This is a genomic window from bacterium (assembly GCA_040757115.1).
In the GTDB taxonomy this organism is placed as follows: Bacteria; UBA9089; CG2-30-40-21; order CG2-30-40-21; family SBAY01; genus JBFLXS01.
The window spans coordinates 1-21,265 of the sequence record JBFLYA010000050.1; the positions used below are offsets into that span (position 1 = coordinate 1).

General features: G+C 34.6%; 18 protein-coding genes. 16 read left to right on the forward strand and 2 right to left on the reverse strand.

All coding sequences use genetic code 11. The features are described 5' to 3' along the window. A partial coding sequence (locus AB1422_06085; GenBank protein ID MEW6618902.1) for a hypothetical protein occupies nt 1-232 on the reverse strand: 232 nt, incomplete at its 3' end. 403 nt (nt 233-635) lie between these two features. On the opposite strand from AB1422_06085, the gene AB1422_06090 reads away from it, so the two are divergent. The 14 genes from AB1422_06090 (at nt 636) to AB1422_06155 (ending at nt 17,717) form a co-directional block, all read left to right on the forward strand. Further along, on the forward strand, nt 636-3,410 hold the full coding sequence (locus AB1422_06090) for an SNF2-related protein (GenBank protein MEW6618903.1): 2,775 nt from the start codon (nt 636-638) through the stop codon (nt 3,408-3,410). Between the two features lie 807 nt (nt 3,411-4,217). Next, on the forward strand, nt 4,218-5,504 hold the full coding sequence (locus AB1422_06095; protein MEW6618904.1) for an ATP-binding protein: 1,287 nt from the start codon (nt 4,218-4,220) through the stop codon (nt 5,502-5,504). 95 nt (nt 5,505-5,599) lie between these two features. Then, entirely contained in the window at nt 5,600-5,848 is a 249-nt protein-coding gene (locus AB1422_06100) for a hypothetical protein (protein MEW6618905.1), read from the forward strand. 522 nt (nt 5,849-6,370) lie between these two features. Continuing rightward, nucleotides 6,371-8,767: a type I DNA topoisomerase gene (topA, locus tag AB1422_06105; GenBank protein ID MEW6618906.1), complete on the forward strand. Its 2,397-nt coding sequence runs from the start codon at nt 6,371-6,373 to the stop codon at nt 8,765-8,767. 3 nt (nt 8,768-8,770) lie between these two features. Further along, nucleotides 8,771-9,643: a YicC/YloC family endoribonuclease gene (locus AB1422_06110; protein ID MEW6618907.1), complete on the forward strand. Its 873-nt coding sequence runs from the start codon at nt 8,771-8,773 to the stop codon at nt 9,641-9,643. Between the two features lie 145 nt (nt 9,644-9,788). Next, entirely contained in the window at nt 9,789-10,406 is a 618-nt protein-coding gene (gene gmk / locus AB1422_06115) for a guanylate kinase (GenBank protein ID MEW6618908.1), read from the forward strand. Continuing rightward, nucleotides 10,399-11,619, forward strand: a complete 1,221-nt coding sequence (coaBC, locus tag AB1422_06120; GenBank protein ID MEW6618909.1) for a bifunctional phosphopantothenoylcysteine decarboxylase/phosphopantothenate--cysteine ligase CoaBC — start codon at nt 10,399-10,401, stop codon at nt 11,617-11,619. Before gmk ends, coaBC begins: the two co-directional genes overlap by 8 nt. A gap of 32 nt (nt 11,620-11,651) precedes the next feature. Then, nucleotides 11,652-11,804, forward strand: a complete 153-nt coding sequence (locus AB1422_06125; GenBank protein ID MEW6618910.1) for a hypothetical protein — start codon at nt 11,652-11,654, stop codon at nt 11,802-11,804. Between the two features lie 217 nt (nt 11,805-12,021). Next, nucleotides 12,022-12,918, forward strand: coding sequence for a tyrosine recombinase XerC (gene xerC / locus AB1422_06130; protein MEW6618911.1), 897 nt, complete (start codon nt 12,022-12,024; stop codon nt 12,916-12,918). Between the two features lie 518 nt (nt 12,919-13,436). Beyond that, nucleotides 13,437-14,204: a CDP-alcohol phosphatidyltransferase family protein gene (locus tag AB1422_06135; protein ID MEW6618912.1), complete on the forward strand. Its 768-nt coding sequence runs from the start codon at nt 13,437-13,439 to the stop codon at nt 14,202-14,204. A 14-nt stretch (nt 14,205-14,218) separates the two neighbouring features. Beyond that, nucleotides 14,219-15,688: a lipopolysaccharide biosynthesis protein gene (locus tag AB1422_06140; protein ID MEW6618913.1), complete on the forward strand. Its 1,470-nt coding sequence runs from the start codon at nt 14,219-14,221 to the stop codon at nt 15,686-15,688. Between the two features lie 53 nt (nt 15,689-15,741). Continuing rightward, entirely contained in the window at nt 15,742-16,110 is a 369-nt protein-coding gene (locus AB1422_06145) for a four helix bundle protein (GenBank protein MEW6618914.1), read from the forward strand. Between the two features lie 153 nt (nt 16,111-16,263). Then, nucleotides 16,264-16,509: an acyl carrier protein gene (locus AB1422_06150; protein MEW6618915.1), complete on the forward strand. Its 246-nt coding sequence runs from the start codon at nt 16,264-16,266 to the stop codon at nt 16,507-16,509. Continuing rightward, nucleotides 16,506-17,717 (forward strand): lactate racemase domain-containing protein, encoded by a 1,212-nt coding sequence (locus AB1422_06155; protein ID MEW6618916.1) that lies wholly within the window; start codon nt 16,506-16,508, stop codon nt 17,715-17,717. The genes AB1422_06150 and AB1422_06155 overlap by 4 nt, the downstream gene beginning before the upstream one ends. Nucleotides 17,718-17,794: 77 nt before the next feature. Here AB1422_06155 and AB1422_06160 read toward each other — a convergent pair whose 3' ends face one another. Beyond that, nucleotides 17,795-18,568 (reverse strand): hypothetical protein, encoded by a 774-nt coding sequence (locus AB1422_06160; protein ID MEW6618917.1) that lies wholly within the window; start codon nt 18,566-18,568, stop codon nt 17,795-17,797. A gap of 1,046 nt (nt 18,569-19,614) precedes the next feature. On the opposite strand from AB1422_06160, the gene AB1422_06165 reads away from it, so the two are divergent. Both AB1422_06165 and AB1422_06170 read left to right on the forward strand, forming a co-directional pair. Then, nucleotides 19,615-20,724 (forward strand): FIST C-terminal domain-containing protein, encoded by a 1,110-nt coding sequence (locus AB1422_06165; protein MEW6618918.1) that lies wholly within the window; start codon nt 19,615-19,617, stop codon nt 20,722-20,724. A 100-nt stretch (nt 20,725-20,824) separates the two neighbouring features. Continuing rightward, nucleotides 20,825-21,196 (forward strand): four helix bundle protein, encoded by a 372-nt coding sequence (locus tag AB1422_06170; GenBank protein ID MEW6618919.1) that lies wholly within the window; start codon nt 20,825-20,827, stop codon nt 21,194-21,196. The last annotated feature ends 69 nt before the right edge of the window (nt 21,197-21,265 follow it).

The window sequence follows — 21,265 nt, forward strand, 5'->3', positions numbered from 1 at the left end:
CCCGTTTACGCCAATATTCTATCTTTCCTTTACGAACATACCGATGCCTAGTTTTTCCATCTATAGACGCAGAAAGATAATAGACTAAAGGTGCATCCTTTCTTAATCTGCGCGGTATAAATGATGCCGCTACCATAGGAGATCGCCCTATCGCTATCTCCTCAAATCTGTCTCTTTCCTTCTTTAAAATACTAATCTTCTTGCGATGAATAGATATCTCTTCAAAATTCATAACACCTATTATATATATTAGGTGTTATTTTGTCAAGAAAAAAAATAATAAAATCTAAATTTTTTATTACTTTGTTACCCTACTTCTATCTAACACTCTATCAACTCTACCTTTTATTGGTGTTATCCCTTATGTCTGAATTGAACTAATGACCCTTGTAATGGGTCAGCTATCGGTGGTAAAAGATATTCCTCTCGCAAAGACGCAAAGAACATAAAGTAGTCAGAAATTCCAAATTTCAAGCTGATTTGAAATTTCTTTGCGTTCTTTGCGCCTTTGCGAGAAATTTAATCTTTGTTCCTTTCTCCCACCAATAACTAACGCCTTACTAAAAAATGTAATAAGGTCTTGACAAAAGATTTAAATTATGATATTATAAAAAACAATAAACTGGAGGGAGATAATGTCGGGGGTTGATATTTTTGAGAGATTAAAGAGGAAGAAGAAAATCTCTATTAAGAAAAAAAGACCTGCCTCTTCAATATTCTTTCAGTTACACTTCAATGAGATTGGTGCCTATATTACGGTTGTTGATAAGGATAGAAATGAGGTTGAACCAGATTTTGAATATTATACTGGTCGCACACACGATATATTGAAATCTATTGCCGCTATTAGAGATAAAAGTAACTTTCGAATTAACTGGGAAATCCCAGACAATAAAATCTATCTATCGGAACATGAATATCTTCTCTGGCAACTTCAACATTGTAACAATTTTGTTGATGCACAATTTAGACCGATTGGTTTTATGGACGGATTGGCAAAGATTGTTGTTTCTATTGAAGGGGAAGATACTTTAGCAATCAAAATCTTCCTTTTATATCAAGGTAAAGGCTTCAAAGAGTTTTCGTTCTTAAATGAGAATTATGTCTTTGCCGAAGGTAATATCTATAAAATCCCACCCGTTGGTGAAAATTTCAAGGAACTTCACCTCTTTCAAACATCCCTGCTGCCAATGAATCTTGAGAAGTATCTTTCCTTGCTTTACTCCTATTTTGAAAATATCTTCATAGATTACCAGGATTACAAACAGATAGAAGGAGAGATTAAAGAAAGTCAGCCAACACTCATCTTTGAAAAAATAGATGCGGATAATTCTTTGTATATCAGACTTACTACCTCTTTGCCTGGATTTGATGCAGATTTTTTTGATAATTATGATATTACCAGAATTGCCGCGCTTAATGTGTTAGAGAAAAAGATTATTATTAGTGATATTACCTCTGAAGAGATTCATTTCACTATGGATGAGATTGAAACAGCCTTAAAAAGGTATCGGAAATCGGTTGCTGACAAAAATGACTATTTTGTCGAAGATAACCTCTTCATCATCGAAGAATCATTAGCCAGGGAGTTCATCTATAATGAATTGGGACACTTTATTACTCGATTTGTCATCCTGGGGGCTGAAAAACTCAAGTCTTATAATATTCGACCTGTGAGCCCAAAACTTACTTTCTCATTATCACACGGTATCGATTTCCTTGAGGGGGATGTTAATTTAGAGGTAGAAGGAGAAAATTTCTCTCTTTTTGATGCCTTAACTCAATATAAAAAGAACTCTTATATCTTATTAAGCGATGGGACTTGTGCCATAATTAATAAGCATTACATTGAGAAATTAAAACGGGTATTCAAAAAGCAAAAGGATAAAGTCAGGGTCTCTTTTTTTGACCTGCCAATTGTCGAAGAGATGATTGATGAAAAGGTCGCCGCTGAATCTCTTAAGTGGTCAAGAGAGATATTTTTAGGCTTCAATAGGCTTGAAGAATCAAGATATAAGTTTCCGCAGTTAAATGAAGAGCTTCGAGGGTATCAAAAGCAAGGTTATAAATGGATAAGATACCTCCATCAACATAGCCTTGGTGGATGTCTGGCTGATGATATGGGGCTTGGTAAAACGGTGCAAGCAATTGCCTTGCTATCTTTTATCTATCCAGATGAAAAGAAGCCTTCCTTGATTATTATGCCAAAGACATTACTTTTTAACTGGGCAAATGAGATAAATAAATTCAATCCTCAATTATCATATTATCTCTATCACGGCAATAACCGCAATTTAGAGGAAGCCAAAAAGAGTAATCTTATCCTGACTACTTATGCGATGGTTCGTAATGATATTGAGCAATTTAAAGAAGAGGAATTTTATTACATCATCCTTGATGAATCACAGAATATAAAGAATATCAATTCCCAGATTTCAAAAGCAGTAATGCTTCTTTCGTCCAAACATCGGCTTGCCTTAAGTGGGACACCGATTGAAAATAACCTATCTGAACTCTATTCACTCTTTCGGTTTCTCAACCCTTCTATGTTTAGTTCGATTGATGATTTTAATCAGTCATACATCATTCCCATTCAGAAGGAAAATGACAAAGATGTCCTGTATGAATTGAAGAAGAAGATATATCCCTTTGTGTTGAGGCGTCTAAAAAAAGAGGTGTTAAAAGACCTACCTGACAAGATTGAGCAGATACTATTTGTCGATATGAGCCAGGAACAACAGATTTTTTATGAAAATAGGCGTCGTTTTTATTATCAAACAGTAAAGACTCAAATTGCCCAGAGTGGGCTTGAAAAGTCTCAGTTTTTTATCTTTCAGGCATTAAGCGAACTGCGTCAGATTGCCTCTATCCCGGAATCTAAAAGCCAGATGCAAATAATCTCTCCCAAGCGTGAAGCACTTTTAGACAATATCATGGATGTGGTTGCCAATGACCATAAAGTTTTACTCTTTGCCAATTTCTTAGATGTAATTGATTGTGTTTCAGCTGACCTTGAAAAAGCGGGCATTGAGTATTTGACAATGACAGGTGCTACCAAAGATAGAAAGCAACTTGTAGAGGCATTCCAGAATGATGATACCTACAAGGTATTCTTAATGACCCTGAAGACAGGTGGATTGGGACTTAATTTGACCGCGGCTGACTATATCTTTATCTTTGACCCATGGTGGAATAAAGCCGCAGAAGAACAGGCGATTGATAGAACCCACCGTATCGGGCAGGATAAAACGGTATTCAGTTATAAACTAATAACCAAAGGAACGATTGAAGAGAAGATACTGGAATTGCAAAAGAGAAAAAAGGTGCTTTTTGAGTCTTTGATTTCAAGTGATGGATTGGCACTGAAAACCCTGGATAATCAAGATATAGAGTTTGTATTAGGAGAGTAGAGAGAATTGGAGGGAATATTGTAAATTCATTTGACAGGCAAAAAGTTAGATGGTAAAATACTGACAACGGACAGACAGAAAATCTGACCAGACATTTTATGGCTTGAGTTGTAAGGACAGAAATTATAGCGGTTATTAACCTGGAAGTCTACATAGGCTAGAGTTTCGTGATTTTTAGAAGATTGAAATCCCTTGAAAACACAAGGAAGAGGAATTATTGCAAAGTTATGGCTAAACCATGAGTTGCAAAAAATAGTGAGTGAATTACAAAATTCCAAATCACAAATTACAAATTACAAATAAATTCCAATGACCAAAAATCAAAATTCCAAACAAAAGAAAGAGAAGTGCTTTTCAATGAGGCAATAGAATTAAAGAAGAGTTATATTCCCCTCTTGAGAGGGGTTAGGGGTGTATCCTTCAATTATTGAAAAACCTAAATCTGACATTATTGAGTAAAATATTCAACTCCCTTTAACAAAATTGACAAAGCAATAGGTTTTGGAATTTGGTGTTTGGAATTTATTTGGAATTTGGTATTTGAAATTTGGAATTTATATTGCAAGGTTATGGTTAAACCATGATGAATAAATTCACGAAACTCCAGTTTCTCCAAAATGTCAAAAAATACAAAAAGATGGCAAGAAATGAGGTAACACAATGCCAGGGACCATAGATATAACTTTATGTCCTACGCAACGCTCTCCCCAGATATGGGTAAGTTTCAGAATATTTCTCTTGACAAATAATTTTTATGCTGTTATAATGCATAAAAAAGAAAAAAATTGTGTATTAGGAAATTAAACTATGGAACTTAAAGATATAAAACAGATCTTAATTGACCAAAAAGAAGAATTAGAAGATTCCTTAAAAGGGAAAAAGATTATTGAAAGAGAGGTTTTAGGGGAATATAAAAAATTTCTAAAATCTTCTTTAATCAAAATAATCACTGGACCCAGAAGAGCTGGGAAATCAGTTTTGGGCTATGAGATGTTAAAAGATAAAAATTTTGCCTATGTAAATTTTGATGATGAACGGCTTTTTACTTTAGAAACTAAAGACCTGAATTTACTTCTTCAGACAATTTATGAAATATATCAAAAACCCGATTTTATCTTTCTTGATGAAATCCAGAATGTTAATAATTGGGAACTTTTTGTAAACCGGTTGAAAAGAAGAGGATTTAATTTAATCATAACTGGCAGTAACGCCAGGATGTTGAGTAAAGAATTGGCTACTCATCTTACGGGAAGATATTTTTCCTTGGAACTTTATCCATTTTCTTTTCGTGAATATTTATATTTTAATAATTTTGACTATCAAAAAAAGGACATTAGCACAAAAGATACGGCTTCGATAAGAAGATTCTGGGAGAACTATTTATCCTCTGGAGGATTTCCTGAGGTTATTCAAGGTGAATATTATAAGAAATATCTTATTTCGCTATATTCAACAGTTATAACCAAAGATGTAATTATAAGACATAACATAAAATATATAAATACCTTAAAGGAATTTGCAAATTATTTAATTTCTAACTTTGCCCGCCAGATTACTTTTAATAAACTTAAAAATATCTTCTCTTTAAAAAGTGTTCATACGGCAAAAAACTACTTTTCTTTTATTGAGGAATCATATTTAATCTTCCAAATTGAGAGATTTTCCTATAAAAGTAAGGAAAGGTTAACTGCACCAAGAAAAATTTATGCAGTTGACACAGGGCTGATAAATGCTTTGTCCACAAAATTTTCTCAAGAAATAGGAAAAATTTATGAGAATGTTGTAGCAATTGAACTAATGAGAAGAAAGTTTCTTAATCCCAAGGAAGATATCTATTATTGGCAGAATTCTTATAATTATGAGGTTGATTTTGTAATTAAAGAAGAATTAAAGGTTAAGCAGTTAATTCAGGTTTGTTATGACATCAAGAATTACGATACCAGAAAAAGAGAGATTAACTCCTTACTTAAGGCAAGTGGAAATCTAAAATGCAACGATTTACTAATTTTGACTGATGATGTAGAAGAAAAAGAAAAGGTTAAGGGTAAAATAATAACCTTCATCCCATTATGGAAATGGATAATTTGCCATTAAAACCCGGGTAAAACTATTAAATTGATTTTGTGAGCATATAGTGTCAAAACTTATTTTTTGAAAGTATGAAGTTGGGTTATTGAAAGGTTTAACTAATGAAAATTATTGCTGACAAAAGACTATTTTGGTTTTTAAAAGAGGGAACAAACTTTGATCTTTCACAACCCTCTGTGTTAGATATGTATGTCCAGCAGATAATTACCAGAGGTAGAACAGAAGACATCAAGGAACTCTTAAAGTTGCTCAACCTCAAGGAGTTGCAAACGGTATTGGAAAGAATAAAGCATTTTATCACTGATGAGGTAAGAAGATTTTGGGAGGATTTTATTAAGGATGATAAATAATCTTCAAAGGGCAATACTTTTGGAATTTGGCAAAATCCCAGAGAGTGAAGATTTTTAACTGATAGGAAATTGCTTTTCGGCTCTTTGGGAGTGTCTGGTAATAAAAGATTAAACTACCAATTTCCCCATTTCACAGCCCCGTTACGGATGTCACTACTGTGATTCAGACAGTAGACTATAGACATCAGATCTCAGACTAAAGCGGGCAGAAATTGCAGAAGAATGAAGGCTTGGGAGACCTGCCTATACTTCTGCTGGAAGAGTTGAAAGAGTAGAAAGAGTTGGAAGTGTTGGATGAGTTGAAGGAGTTTCTTCACTGACACTGACACTGTCACTGACATAGGTAAGGCTTAGGAAAAATTCAGGGAGTGAAGTTTTGAGGATAGTTTCCCAAATGTCACTAATTTCCTGCATAAATAGAGTCTATAGTCTTGTGTCTGATGTCCAGTGTCTGAATCACGGATGTCACTAAAAAAAAGTTGACAAAAGTAAAGAGAAAAGATATAATAATCCCCAACAACAATGATGAAATCTTTAATTATCGTCGAATCACCGGCAAAAACAAGAACTATAAATAAATATTTAGGTGCAGAATTTAAGGTTGCCTCATCTATGGGACATATAAAAGACTTGCCAAGAGATGCACTTGGCGTAGATGTTACAGATAACTTCAAACCAAAATATGTCGTTATCCCTGACCGAAGAAAAATACTAAAAGAACTCAAAGAGTTTGCCTTGAAAATGGACAATATCTATTTAGCCACTGACCCTGACCGTGAAGGAGAGGCAATATCATGGCATTTATCCCACGAATTAAATGCCAGGCAGATATATCGACTTACCTTTAATGAAATTACTAAACCCGCTATCTTAGAGGCATTAAAACATCCTGGTAAAATTGATAACAATAAGGTTGATGCCCAGCAGGCGAGAAGAATACTGGATAGATTGGTTGGGTATCTTATTAGCCCAATATTAAATAAAAATGTGCAAAAAGGGTTAAGCGCTGGCAGGGTGCAATCTGTGGCGGTTAGACTTATTTGTGAGCGAGAACAGGAAATCGAGGCATTTGTTCCGGAAGAATACTGGTCTATCACCGCTAAACTACAAAAGGAAACTAAAGAGGTATTTAACGCAAAATTAGAGAAGATAGATGCCAAAAAGATAAAAATTCCGAATAAGGAGACATCTGAGCAAATCTTAACAGAACTAAAAGGTAAGGAATTCATTGTTGATAAGGTTATCAAGAAAGATAAGCAACAAAATCCCGTTCCACCCTTTATTACTTCAACACTTCAACAAGAGGCGGCACGAAAACTAAACTTTAAGGCAAAAAAGACGATGCTCGTTGCCCAACAATTATATGAAGGTCTGGATGTTGGTGAAGAATCGCCAGTTGGAATTATAACCTATATGCGAACGGATGCCGTAAGAGTATCTACAGAGGCACAAACACAGGCAAGAGAGTATATTAAAAAGGAATTTGGCTCACAATATCTACCGCTAAAACCGCCTCAATACAAAAGTAAAAAATCAGCTCAAGAGGCACATGAGGCGATTCGTCCAACCTCTGTTTTCAGAAAACCAGATGAAATTAAAGAATATTTAACCCCAGACCAATACAGGTTATATAAACTCATCTGGACCCGATTTATTGCCTCACAGATGACAGCGGCTTTATTAGAAGTTACAAGGGTTGAGATTTTAGTTGAAAATAAATTTTTATTTGTCGCCACCGGCACAGTCGTCAAATTCGATGGGTTTATGGCTGTATATACCGAAGGAAAAGACGAGGAAGAAGAAAAAGAGGATATTTTACCACAACTTAAAGAAAAAGAACGATTAATTTTATTAGAATTAATTCCAAAACAACATTGGACTCAACCCCCGCCGCGATATACAGAGGCAACATTAGTTAAAGCACTGGAAGAAAAGGGTATTGGCAGACCAAGCACTTATGCGGCTATTATCAGCACTATCCAGGAAAGAAATTATGTTCGGCTGGAAGAGAAAAAATTCTTCCTGACAGAACTGGGTAAATTGGTTACACAATTATTAATCAAAAGTTTTCCGGATATTTTAGATGTAGGATTTACCGCCCAATTAGAAGATAAACTCGATAAGATTGAAGAGGGGGAGGTGAACTGGATTGATGTTTTGCAGAATTTCTACATTCCTTTTAAAAATTCCCTGAGTAAGGCACAGGAAGAAATGAGAAATGTGAAAAAAGAGCAGGAAAAAGTAACCTCAATCTTATGTGAAAAATGTCATAAACCAATGGTTGTCAAAATTGGTAAACATGGGAAATTCTTAGCGTGCTCTGGATTCCCTAACTGCCGGAATATCAAAAACATTGAATTAAAAGAAAATGGTGAAATACAGGTAAAACAAGTTGAAGAAACAGAAATACTTTGTGATAAATGCCATAAACCAATGATAATTAAAGAAGGCAGGTATGGTAAATTTTTAGCCTGCTCCGGGTATCCAAAGTGTAAAAATCTGAAATCCCTTGAAAAAAAGGAAGAAAAACCACCAGTCATAACTGAGACAAAGTGTGAAAAATGCGGGGCAAATATGCTTTTACGAGAAGGTAAATATGGTAAATTTTTAGCCTGTAGTAATTATCCCAAATGTAAATTTACTCAATCTGTTAGTTCGGGCCTACTGTGTCCGACGGGCTGTGGCGGAGAATTGACGAGGAAAAGAAGTAAAAAGGGTTTTTTCTATGGCTGTTCTAATTATCCTAAGTGTGAATTTGCTACCTGGGGCAATCCAGTTGAGACAAAATGCCCTGAATGTGGATATATGGTTGTTGAAAAGAAAAGCAAAAGTGGTTTGAAAATATTAGCCTGCACACGCAAGGGATGTAATTATGAAGAAGATGTATCCACAGATTTCGCAGATTATAAAAGGAGATAAAATATGCTCAAAAGTATGACGGGATATGGTGCTGGGAGTAATGAATATTTTAGTGTAGAAATTCAGGCGGTCAATCATAAATTTTCCGAGATAAAGATTTTAACACCTTCTTTTATGACTTTTCTTGAGAATAAAATTAAAGAATATGTCCAGGAAAAAGTCAACCGTGGAAAACTCTATATTCCTATCAACACAAAAAACAGCGTGACATCGTCTTTTAATAAATTTCAAATAGACCATAATTTAGTAAAGGCATATTTGGATTCTTTCCGCCAGGTAGGTAAATCATTCCGATTAAAAGATGACCTTAAACTAAGCCATATCATTGGAATAAGTAATATTATCAGTAAAAATTCTGATATGGAAATAAAAGATAAATTATGGGAGTGGTTGAAGGAACCATTAAATAAAGCCGTTAAGGGATTATTATCAACAAGAATAAGTGAAGGGAAAAAGATAGAGACTGAGTTAAAATTAAGAATTAACAACATAAAAGAATTAGTGGCAGAAATTGAAAAAAAAACACCACAGGTAATTTTAGAATATCAGGAGAAATTAAAAAATAGACTGTCCACACTAAAAATAGATAAAGAGTTTTTTGATGAAACCCGACTTTATCAAGAGATAGCTATTTTTGCGGATAAGTGTGATATTACTGAAGAATTAGTCCGACTAAAAAGCCATATTCAGCAATTTGATGATACATTAGCCGTAGATAAGCCAATAGGCAGACAATTAGAGTTTTTAGCCCAGGAATTACATCGAGAGATAAATACCATTGGTTCTAAAACAGGGGATATAAAAATTATTCAGTTTGTCCTTCAGGCAAAAAATGAATTAGAAAAGGTTCGTGAACAAATTCAAAATGTAGAGTAAGCATAATGGTAGAAAGTTTATAGTTGATAGTTTATAGTTGATAGTTGAAGGACTATAGACTATAAACTATAAACCATAAACTATAAACGAGTTCCTGGTTTTGCAGAACCCTAAAGTCATCATCAAAGAGGAGGAAAATATTTCTATGGGGAAAAATCTACTTATTGTCATCTCCGCTCCTTCGGGTGCAGGGAAAACAACGATATGTAAAAGATTAATCAAAACTACACCTAATCTTGTCTTTTCTGTATCAATGACTACCAGACAACCACGCGAGAATGAAATTAATGGAGCTGATTATATTTTTGTTGATGTTGATGAATTTGAGGATAAAATTAAAAAGGGTGAATTTATCGAATGGGCAAAGATTTATGATGATTATTATGGCACCCCTAAAAAATTCCTTAATGAATCACTTGCCTCTGGAATGGATGTTCTCCTCGACATTGATGCTCAAGGGGCAATGAATGTTCAGGGAAGATATAGAGATAACAGTGTCCTGATATTTATTATCCCACCTTTCATAGAGGATTTAAAAACACGATTATCCAATCGAATGACAGATAGCCTGGAAGAAATAGAAAAACGACTTTCACTGGCAAAACAAGAATTAAAAAATCTTGAGAAGTATGATTATTGCGTCGTCAATGACGACATAGGAGTAACGGTCGGAAAATTAAAATCTATCATTATTGCGGAGAAAAATAAGGTAAAAAAAATTGGGAAAGAGATTTTAGAGCAATTGGGAATAGAAGATGTATAACGGTAAAAATATTATTCTGGGAATAACAGGAAGTATAGCGGCTTATAAATCTGCAGAGATAACCAGTCAGTTAGTCAAACTTGGAGCAAATGTTACGGTTATAATGACTAAATCTGCGATACAATTCATCTCACCTCTTACCCTTCAAACCATATCTAAAAATAAAGTCATCACAGACCTTTTTGAGATACCTGCTTCATCCGGGGTAGAGCACATAACTTTGGTAGATAAAGCGGATATTTTCTTAATTGCCCCAGCCACAGCAAATATTATTGGTAAAATAGCCTGCGGTATAGCCGATGATTTTTTAACCACTTTTGCCCTTGCCTGTCATTGTCCTATTCTCATTGCCCCGGCGATGAATGAAAAAATGTATCTTAACCCAATGGTCCAGGCAAATATCAAAAAATTAAAATCTTATGGTATCCAGTTTATTGAACCAGAAGAGGGCATTTTAGCCTGTGGTGAAAAAGGATTAGGCAAATTAGCCCATGTAGATAAAATACTTACCGAGATTGACTTGATTTTAAATTCATCATCTCTACTGAAGGGTAAAAAGATTTTAGTTACTGCTGGTGGCACACGCGAGCCAATTGACCCAGTTCGCTATATCGGAAATCGCTCTTCAGGTAAAATGGGTTACGCCCTGGCTTTGGCGGCTAAAGAATTTGGTGCTGAGGTAACATTGATTAGTGCCCCGACTCAATTAGAGCCGCCTCAAGGTGTAAAAACTATTTTTGTAGAAACCGCCTTACAAATGCAAGATGAGGTATTAAAGGCATTTCCAGAGGTTGATGTCGTCATATCTGCGGCGGCAGTTGCCGATTTTTCACCCATCCAGGTTGCCCCACAAAAGATTAAAAAAACTACCGCAAGCCTATCTTTGGAATTAAAAAAGACCCCTGACATCCTCGCCCAACTGGGCAAAAATAAAAAAGATAAAATACTCATAGGCTTTGCCGCTGAATCTGAAAACCTTATCTTAAATGCAAAAAAGAAATTAAAAGAAAAAAACTTAGACCTGATTGTGGTTAATGATATTAAAACAGGATTTGGTCAAGACACAAGCCAGGTAACAATTATTACTAGGGATGATAGAATTGAGGAATTACCACTTCTACCTAAAAAAGAGATTGCAAGACGAATCCTTGCAGAAATCAGATTTGGGCGGGTGCGTGTAAAATTTATGGGTAAAAAATATTCTGAGAGTTAGACCTGAAATTAAATCAAATATCAAATATCAAAATGCAAAATTACAAATCAAATTTCAAAAAGGACGGGACGGTTCCTTTTATCGTTTTTCCTATGATTTTTGTTAGAAATTGGAAATTAGAAATTGGGCTTTTGTCTCTCTCCCTAATTTCTAATTTCAATCCGCAATCTTTCAAACAAAAGTGAACCGTCCCAAAAGGACTTCTATTTTAACGCTGAAAGGAAAGAGATAATTTTACATTTTGATATGTAATTTTTATATTTGCTTTTTGCATTTTGCTCTTTGGAGGAGATTGATAAAAATAGAGGTGTAAAAGTTACCCACAAATTTTACATACACCCTATTGGGGCTCACGAAAAAATAATAAAGTAATAAATCTAACCTGTCGATATTTATATTAGAATGAAGTATTTAGATGAATTTTTGTTATATTTAAGGGTAGAAAAGGATACCTCTTATCATACACAGCGAGGTTATAAGGCGGATTTATTAGGGATAGATAGCTTTATAAAAACCCTCACCAAACGGAAAATAGAATTAGGGAATCCTGGTGTTGATAGATTAATAATTAGACAATACCTTGCCTATCTTCAAAAAGAAAATTATTCTCGTAAAAGTATGGCGCGAAAATTAGCCAGTCTGAGGACTTATTTTAAATTTTTATGCAGAAAAGGATATATTCAGACAAATCCCGCTAAAAGTATATTTACCCCCAAGTTGACACAAGACTTGCCAACATTTTTATACCAGAATGAGATAGTAGCACTAATTGAATTACCTGAAAACTCAACAGCATTGCTTTTACGAGATAGGGCAATAATGGAAACCCTTTATTCAACCGGGATGAGAGTAAGTGAATTGGTTGGAATGAACCTGTTAGATATAGATGAAACAAGTGGAATGGTGAAGGTGTTAGGGAAAGGGAATAAAGAAAGATTGGTTCCAATTGGCTCTTATGCCCTGAGTTGCATAGAAAGGTATCTTGGAAAACGAATAGAATTACTTAAAAAGAACCGCGAGCAAGAGGCGTTATTCCTGAATGGAAAAGGAGGACGATTGACTTCACGCGGGGTAAGACTCATTGTTAATAAATATGTAAATAAAATGGCTATTTCAAAACATGTCAGTCCACATACCTTTCGTCATACCTTTGCCACGCATCTTTTAGATGCTGGGGCAGATTTAAGGATTGTTCAGGAATTATTAGGACATGCAAGTTTAGCTACAACCCAGATTTATACCCACTTGACTAAAGAACGACTCAAATCTGTTTATGACAAAGCCCACCCCCGAGCATAAAAGGTAAAAGGTTTTATGGTTGAATGGTTGATAGTTGATGGTTGATGGTTGATAGTCTATGAAACTATAAACTTAGAGTTCTGCAAAACTAAGAAACTGTAGTTTTTAAGCGGGTATTTAAAACCTCTTTTTATCAATTTCCTCCAAAGAGCAAAATGCAAAAAGCAAATATAAAAATTACATATCAAAATGTAAAATTATCTCTTCCCTTTCAGCGTTAAAATACTTGAAGCAAAGATATTACCAATTTGAAATTTGATTTGTAATTTTGCATTTTGATATTTGATTTTTTATCTCTAATTTCAGGTCTACCTCTCAGTTATCTCCCCCAAATCCTATTTTGCAGAACCCTAACTATAAACTATAAACTATCAACCCTGTTGCTATATCTGTTCTATGAGAAATTTTCGTTAATAACTACTATATTCCCCCATTTCACTGCCCCATTACGATTTACCTCTTTTTTCCCTTTGACAAATGGCATTTGAATATGGTATAATCTTGTAGAGGTATGATTAATGACCACGATAGATAATAAACATCTTTCCATAAAAGAATTAAGAGCCTTTCAACCAGAAGAGAAAGACCCTACCTGGAAATTTTGTCTATTTTTTTCGATTTACATCACTAAATTGTTTTTATATACAAAGATTTCAGCCAATCAGGTGTCTTTTTTATTCTGTATTGTCAGTCTATTTGCGGCATTATTATTAATGGGGGGCATAGCAACCAATGATTGGAGATATTTTATCGGAGTTCCATTTTTTATTTATCTTTACTTAATATTAGATTGTGTCGATGGAGAGGTAGCCAGGGCAAAAGCGACAGCCAATCCTATCACCGGGAAAATAGTTGATGTTTTATGTCATGAAATTTTTGATGATGCGGTTATAGTCACGGTAACATTAGGTATATATTTTCGAATAGAAAATAATTTGCCTTTAATTATGGGCTTGTTTTTATTTTTTGGTAAAAGTATCAGCCGGAGATTAGAGGATATAATAATACGGGTAATTCGCTTGCATGCACAGGATAAAGTTCGTAAGGAAGATATTGTTAAGGTTTCTACTAATCATAAAATAAAAAGATTAATTCACTATATTCTACCTTCTAATTGTGAACATGGCTATATTCCATATAAAGGGATTTTTTTAATAATGATATGTAGTTTATTCGGAGACTTGATGTTATTAGGCGCTTTTGCTCTATGGGCATTTTGGTTTAATTTAAAATGGGTCTATAAAACCTGTAAATTTTTTAAAGCACCTTATAATTACCTTAAGTAAAAAAGGATTTTTTTATGACTTATGATGTCGGAGAAAAAACTAAAAGAAGTATTTTTTGGGTAACTTCTGGTCGAATATGCAATTATATAATTGAATTTGTTGGTGGGGTAATAGTCGCCCGGATTCTATTTCCTCAAGATTTTGGGATTATGGCAATTGCCATGATTTTTATTCACTTCGCACAACGATTGGGTGAATTTGGTTTTAATGTCGCCTTAATTCAAAAAGAAAAAATTACACAGGACCACATTTTTACAATATTTATGATTAATTTTGGGATGGGAACCATCTTATGCCTTTCTCTGGTCGGAACTTCTCCTTTTATTGGGAAGTTCTACGATAATGACCTGGTAGGAAAGGTATTGGCTGTTGTTTCCATAGAGTTTATCTTGAGAGGTTTAGCAAGCACTCCTGTGGCATTGTTGCAGAGGGAACTCAAATATGGTCAACATTCTGCAATTTCTTTGATAAGTATAATTTTATCAACCGGAGTAACTATTCTATTAGCCTTAGCTAATTTTGAAATCTGGAGTCTTGTATTTGGCAGATTAGCTGCAAGTGTTGCGGAAATTATTAGTATTATGATTATAACTAAATGGATTCCAAAATTTAGGTATAAACATTGGGCAATGAAAGAAATGTTTTCTTTTGGTATATGGATGTTTTTGAGGGCTCAACTTGCTTATTTCCTTAGAAATATAGACTATCTTATTATTAGTAAAAGGCTGGGCGTTGTCCCGTTAGGTTTTTATGAAAGAGGAAATAACCTGGTCATTGCCTCTCAAAGACTAATTGGCATAGGTGTTCAGCAGGTAAGTTTTTCTTCGTTTTCCCGAATTCAAAAAGATAGTGAACTTTTGAAAAATACCTTTCAGAAAATATTAACAGGGCTCTCCCTCTATAACTATTCTATTTTAATAGGGATGTTTTTAGTTGCTCCTTCATTTATTCCTGTAGTCTATGGGGAAAAATGGATACCAACAATTTTACCTCTTCAAATTCTATGTTTCTCTGGTATCCCTCGCTCTTTAGAATTTTTAAGTAACTCATTTGCTACGGCCAAAGGAGACTTGAAAAAATTTACAGGAGTCCTGGCGATTCATTTTATCTTTTTATCTATCGCCTGTTTTATAGGGAGTTTTTATGGTATCATTGGAGTGGCTATTGGTGTAACTATCTCAAGCGTTTTCGTCTATATTCTTCTATTTAATTTCCTGATGCATCTTGGTGGGTTTAAATTAATGGATATTCTGTCACCGCAAATCCCTGCCTTAACCTATATTAGTATTATGGTATTAGGGGTAAAATCATGGGAATTAATGATGAAAAACCTCTGGCAAATACAATCATTCCCTATGCTTATTTCCTCTATCCTTGTAGGAGGGATATTATATTTTGGCGCTTTATTTACGATAAGATTTAAACAGACGGAATTTTTAAGGCTGGAATTAATGACCAGGATTAAATCAGTTCTTAAAAGGTAACTATTCACCCTGTAGGAAAGTAGGAGAGTAGGGAAGTAGGAAAGGGAAAGAAAATGAATGAGAAGTTAGATGATTTTAGACAACTTGTAGTATGGCAAAAAAGCCATCATTTAGTGATAAGAATATACGAAATAACCAAAAACTTCCCAACTGAAGAAAAATATGGATTGGTGCAACAGATGTGCCCAGCGGCTGTTTCTATTCCAGCAAATATTGCAGAAGGTTTTAAGAAACAAGGCATAAAGAATAAGTTAAATGCCTATAATATAAGCCAAGGATCTCTTGAAGAACTAAGGTATTATCTAATTCTATCTAAAGATCTTAATTATCTGCCAGATTTTCAATCCATTTGGGATATATCTGAAGAAGTGAGTAGGATGCTTATAGGTTTAATCAAATCAATTAAGAGTAAAATAGTATGAAGTATTTTCCCCTCTTCCTACTTCCTACTTTCCTACTTCCTACTTGCTTGGTATGCTGAATAGTTACTTATAAAGTAAGTAATCGGTTAAATGGTAGCTGGTAACTAATTACCATTCACCAGTTACCAGTTACCAAAAATAAGGAGGCTTTGGATGGAGATTGAAGGAGCAATTAGAAAATTTATCGAGGATGACCTTTTAGAAGACTCAATGACTGAATTAAGTAATAATGATTCATTATTAGAAAAAGGCATCATCGATTCATTTAATATGGTCAAACTACTTACATTTATTGAATCTACATTTTCACTTAAAATTGACGATGAAGAACTTATGCCAGAAAACTTTGACTCAATATCAGCCATTGCAAATTTTGTTAAAAATAAGAGACAAGAATGAAAAATATATCTATTCCTTTTAAAGCCTGGTATGGAGATGAGCAATTTATCCTTGAATTCCCGGATAACTGGGAAATTCAGGAATATAATATGGTAGATGCACCTCCAATACCCATTAATGAAATAGAAAAGGCATTTTATAATCCCATCGGTAGTAAAAGAATAAGCGAATTAGTCAGAGGCAAAACTACAGCCGCTATTGCTGTTGAGGATATGACAAGACCTTCTCCACTTGAGGATATTCTCCAATTAATCTTAAAAGAACTAAAAATAGGTGGGATAGAGGATAAAAATATAAAAATAATTATTAGCACAGGCGGGCATAGACCGTTACTCCAGGATGATTTAATCAAAAAATTAGGCAGGGAAATAGTTAAGAGATGTGATATTTATAATCATAATCCATTCGAAAATCTTTCAACTCTCCATGGTATCCGAATTAATAGATTCTTTCTTGAGGCAGAATTTAAAATTGTCGTCGGCAGTGTCATTCCACATCCATTTGCCGGGTTTAGTGGTGGGGCAAAGATAGTCTCGCCGGGATTAACAGGTATAGAGTGGTTAGTTAGAAGTCATAAGTCTGTTCTTATGGGATTGAAAGGTAGTATTGGGGTAGTTGAAGGGAATAAATTTCGGGCGGAATTAGAACAGATTGCTAAAAATATTGGCGTGGATATTGGGATTAATATTGTTCCTAATTCTAAAAGACAAATAGCAAAGGTAGTAGCAGGAGATATTGTTGAGGCACATCGCGAGGCAGTAAGATTTGCCCGCGAGATTTATATGACAAAAATCCCTCATCAGGCAGATGTTGTTATCCTCAATGCCTATCCAAAGGATACAGAATTGTTACAATCAGAAAATGCCTTTGATTTCTATCGCTCGGCTAATGATTCTATAATAAAACAAAATGGCGTAGTCATTTTAATAAGTGCCTGTAGTCTGGGTAGAGGTTACCATGCATTATTTGAACCAGGAATGCAATTATATAGACTGCCAGGCAAGAAAAGATTCCTCGGCGATAAAAGGCTTTTTTTCTTCTCACCTTATATTAATCATCTGGATTTTTGTAAGGTTTTCTGGAGTGATTATTTCTTTTTTGATAACTGGCAAAAACTCATTACCGAACTTAAAAAAATATATCCAGATAATTGTCAAATAGCCATTTTCCCTTACAGTTCAATTCAATTAGCCCAAAATGAAGGATAAAAAATAAGTAACCGTTCAGGTAGTCCTTTACTGCACAGACGCTGTGTCTCTGCGGTGAACAGTTACCTCTTTTTTAATTATCCAGGTAAAGTGAACAAAAGCCATTTAAGAAAATAGATAGATTCGAAATGCGGGACTTCTTTTTCTTCAAGAATCTGATTAGTAAAGAAGAAGGAATCACCGATAACGACAAATTTACCCTTGCCATAAGGTAGCTGAACAATAAGGGGGTAGCCGTAGGCACTGCATATCGTTTTAGCATTTTTATCCTCACAGAGGACTGGCCAACCCTTATAAAATGTTGCCACCTTATTTATACCTTCCATCTCTACCTGGAAATACCCCAGTGGAACATTGGCGAGTTTGAACCCAAAGTTATTCAACAGCCTTAAAGAACCACCCTTTTCCTCAAACCCAACAGATAAAATCACAATGCCCCCTTGTTGAAGATATTCTTTAATAATTTCAATCTCTTTTTGGCAAAATGGTTTAGTTGGGGCTATAAAAATCAAAATATCTCCATTTAATATCTTTTCTCTGGAAAAATCCTTTAACATAAAGGAAAGATAGCCATTACGCATTAAATTAAGGTGTAATCCCATTATTCCTTGAGGTTTCCAGCTGTCTAATGTATAATATCCCGAATGGGAATTATCGACATAAGCAATATTTCCTTTAGGAATTCGGGTTTGATTTCTTTTATTCAATTCAATAGAAACCAGAATAATAATGAGTGATAAAAAGACAAGAGAAATGAGAACAACAGTATTTCTTGAAAATATCAAGAAAAGGATTAAAGCAATTATTAAAGTAACGACTGGAAGGTAGGGATAATTAATGATTGATTCCATTTTTTTGTCTCCTTTTTATTTTACTCTATTTTCTATTAATTGTCAACCTTTTTATTTGAAACGGGTGCGTGTAAAATTTATGGGTAACTATTTAGCCGTCTGAAGTAACGGTTAAATCAATTGAAAATCACAAAATTCCAAATCACAAATACCAAATTACAAATAAATTTCAATGACCAAAATTCAAAATTCCAAACAATACAGGAAAAAGATTTTTTCTTCAATTATTGAAAAATCTAAATAAATTCCTCTCGTTGTCATATAATCTTTGGAATTTGAAACTTATTTGGAAATTGGAATTTGGAATTTATTTGAGATTTGGTGCTTGGAATTTGTAATTTTCGCATTGAATTTCATCTATTTCTTTATATCGGCAAAAAGATGAATATTCCTCAATATTTTTTACCCACAAATTTTACATACACCTGTTTGAAACCGAAAAACTGCTTGACAATTTCTCAGAGATATGCTACATTTTAAAGCAATACTCGATGTTCGAGTTTTTGTAACCGTTCAGGATATAACCACAGAGTCACAGAGAACACAGAGGGAATATATAACCACGAATGAACACAAATACAAAAAGATTTGTAGTGCGAGGCTTTAACCTCGCTTCTGGCAAGCAGGAAAGCGAACCTAATGGTTTTTGCAAAATTAACTTCCACTTTTCTGGAATACCATAAAATAAATTAAAAATCAAACATCAAAATGTAAAATTACAAATCAAAAATCAAAATATTCTCCAGCTACTTTGTTAATTTACAAGTATTTTTGCATTTTGCATTGTAATTTTGATATTTGCATTTTGATATTTACATTAAAGTTCTTCTTGCTATCGCTCTCCCCAAAAGAGGAACCTATTTATGAAAAAGCAATAAGGTTCGCACTACATTTATGGGATGTCAGAGGTTAATTCGTATCCATTTGTGGCTAATTTCCTTAATTCTCTGTGAACTCTGTGCCTCTGTGGCTGAACGCTTACAAGTTTTTTAAGTGATAGGAATTTGCTTTTGGGGTGTTCTGACTATTCCAAAAGGAGGTGCCTTATGTATCTTCCGGAAACTGATTCAATAAAGATTGTTGAGGCAATCAGAGGGTTTAATGTCCATGATAAAGAAGTTGCCTTGATTATGCTTGGGGAAAAGAATAAGCCTGATGTTGACCAGATGATTGCCAGTCTTAATGAAATGGGTATTGAGTTTTTGGGCGGGGTATTTCCTGGGATAATCTATGGTGACAAAAGCTATGAGCAAGGAGCGGTGGTAAGTGTTTTGCCTGCAGTAAAAACCCCTTACCTCATCAAAGGGTTTAATCAACAAAAGATTCAACTCCCGGAGCTGGGTCAAGAAGTCGAAGGATGCACAGCGATTGTTCTAATAGATGGACTGACCTCAAATATTGCCTTTTTCCTTTGTGAGCTTTTCAATCGGCTGGGTCAGACGGTTCATTATTTTGGAGGCGGGGCTGGGTCATTAAGTTTGAAACAGGCACCTTGCCTTTTTACCAGAGGAGGGTTTGTTCAGGATGCCGCGGTGATTACCTTTGTCCAACTAAAAAGCAATCTGGGGGTTCGGCATGGTTGGGAAAAAGTAATGACTCCCTTTGTCGCCACCAAAACCAATAAAAATGTTATCTCTGAATTGAACTGGAAAAATGCCCTTCAGGCCTATCGGGAAGTAGTCGAGGCTGATTCAGGCAAGAAGTTATCTGAGAAAGATTTCTACTCCCTGAGTATGTCATATCCATTTGGGATGTTCAAGGAGAATGCTGAGGATATTGTCCGTGACCCGATTGCCACAAATGAAAAAGGAGAGTTAATCTGTGTTGGTGAAGTCCCACAAAATAGTGTTTTGAGTATTTTGAGAGGAAACAAGGCATCTTTGATTCAAGCCGCTGGTCAGGCGGCAAGTGATTGTCAAAATCTTGTAGGAGAAAAGGTATCTCATTGTTTAGTTGCTGATTGTATCTCAAGGGCACTTTTCTTAGGAGAGGATTTTGAAAAGGAATTGGCATTGGTGAAACAAAAGATTGCCACTATAAATGATAAGTGTATGCCAGAAGGTATGTTGACTCTGGGCGAAATAGCCTCTTATGGAGAAAGATTTCTTGAGTTTTTTAACAAAACTATTGTTGTGGCACTCTTACAGAAATTCTAATTTATTTACACCTTAACTCTTTACGCCCTGGCAAGAAATAGGGTTCTGCAAAATAGGATTTGGGGAATTAGAGATAAAAATTCAAATATCAAATATCAAAATGCAAAATTACAAATCAAATTTCAAAAAGGATTTCAAGAAAAGACTGTATAACTTTACTCTGCGACTTATAGAATTCATCGATAAGTTACCAAAGGATAGTGTTTCTCAAAGAATTGGTGATCAATTATTACGGAGTGGTACAAGCATCATTGGGAATTATATTGAAGGGCAGGCGGCGAGTAGTAAAAAAGATTTTACTAATTTCTTTGATACATCTCTAAAATCAACTAATGAAAGTAAGTTATGGCTTGCATTACTTCGTGATAGTAAACGTGCTAAACCAGAGGAAGTAGCATGGTTTCTCAAAGAGTTGGAGGAATTTGGTAATATCTTTGCTTCAAGTATTTTAACGCTGAAAGGAAAGAGATAATTTTACATTTTGATATGTAATTTTTATATTTGCTTTTTGCATTTTGATTTTTGGAGAATACCCGCTTAA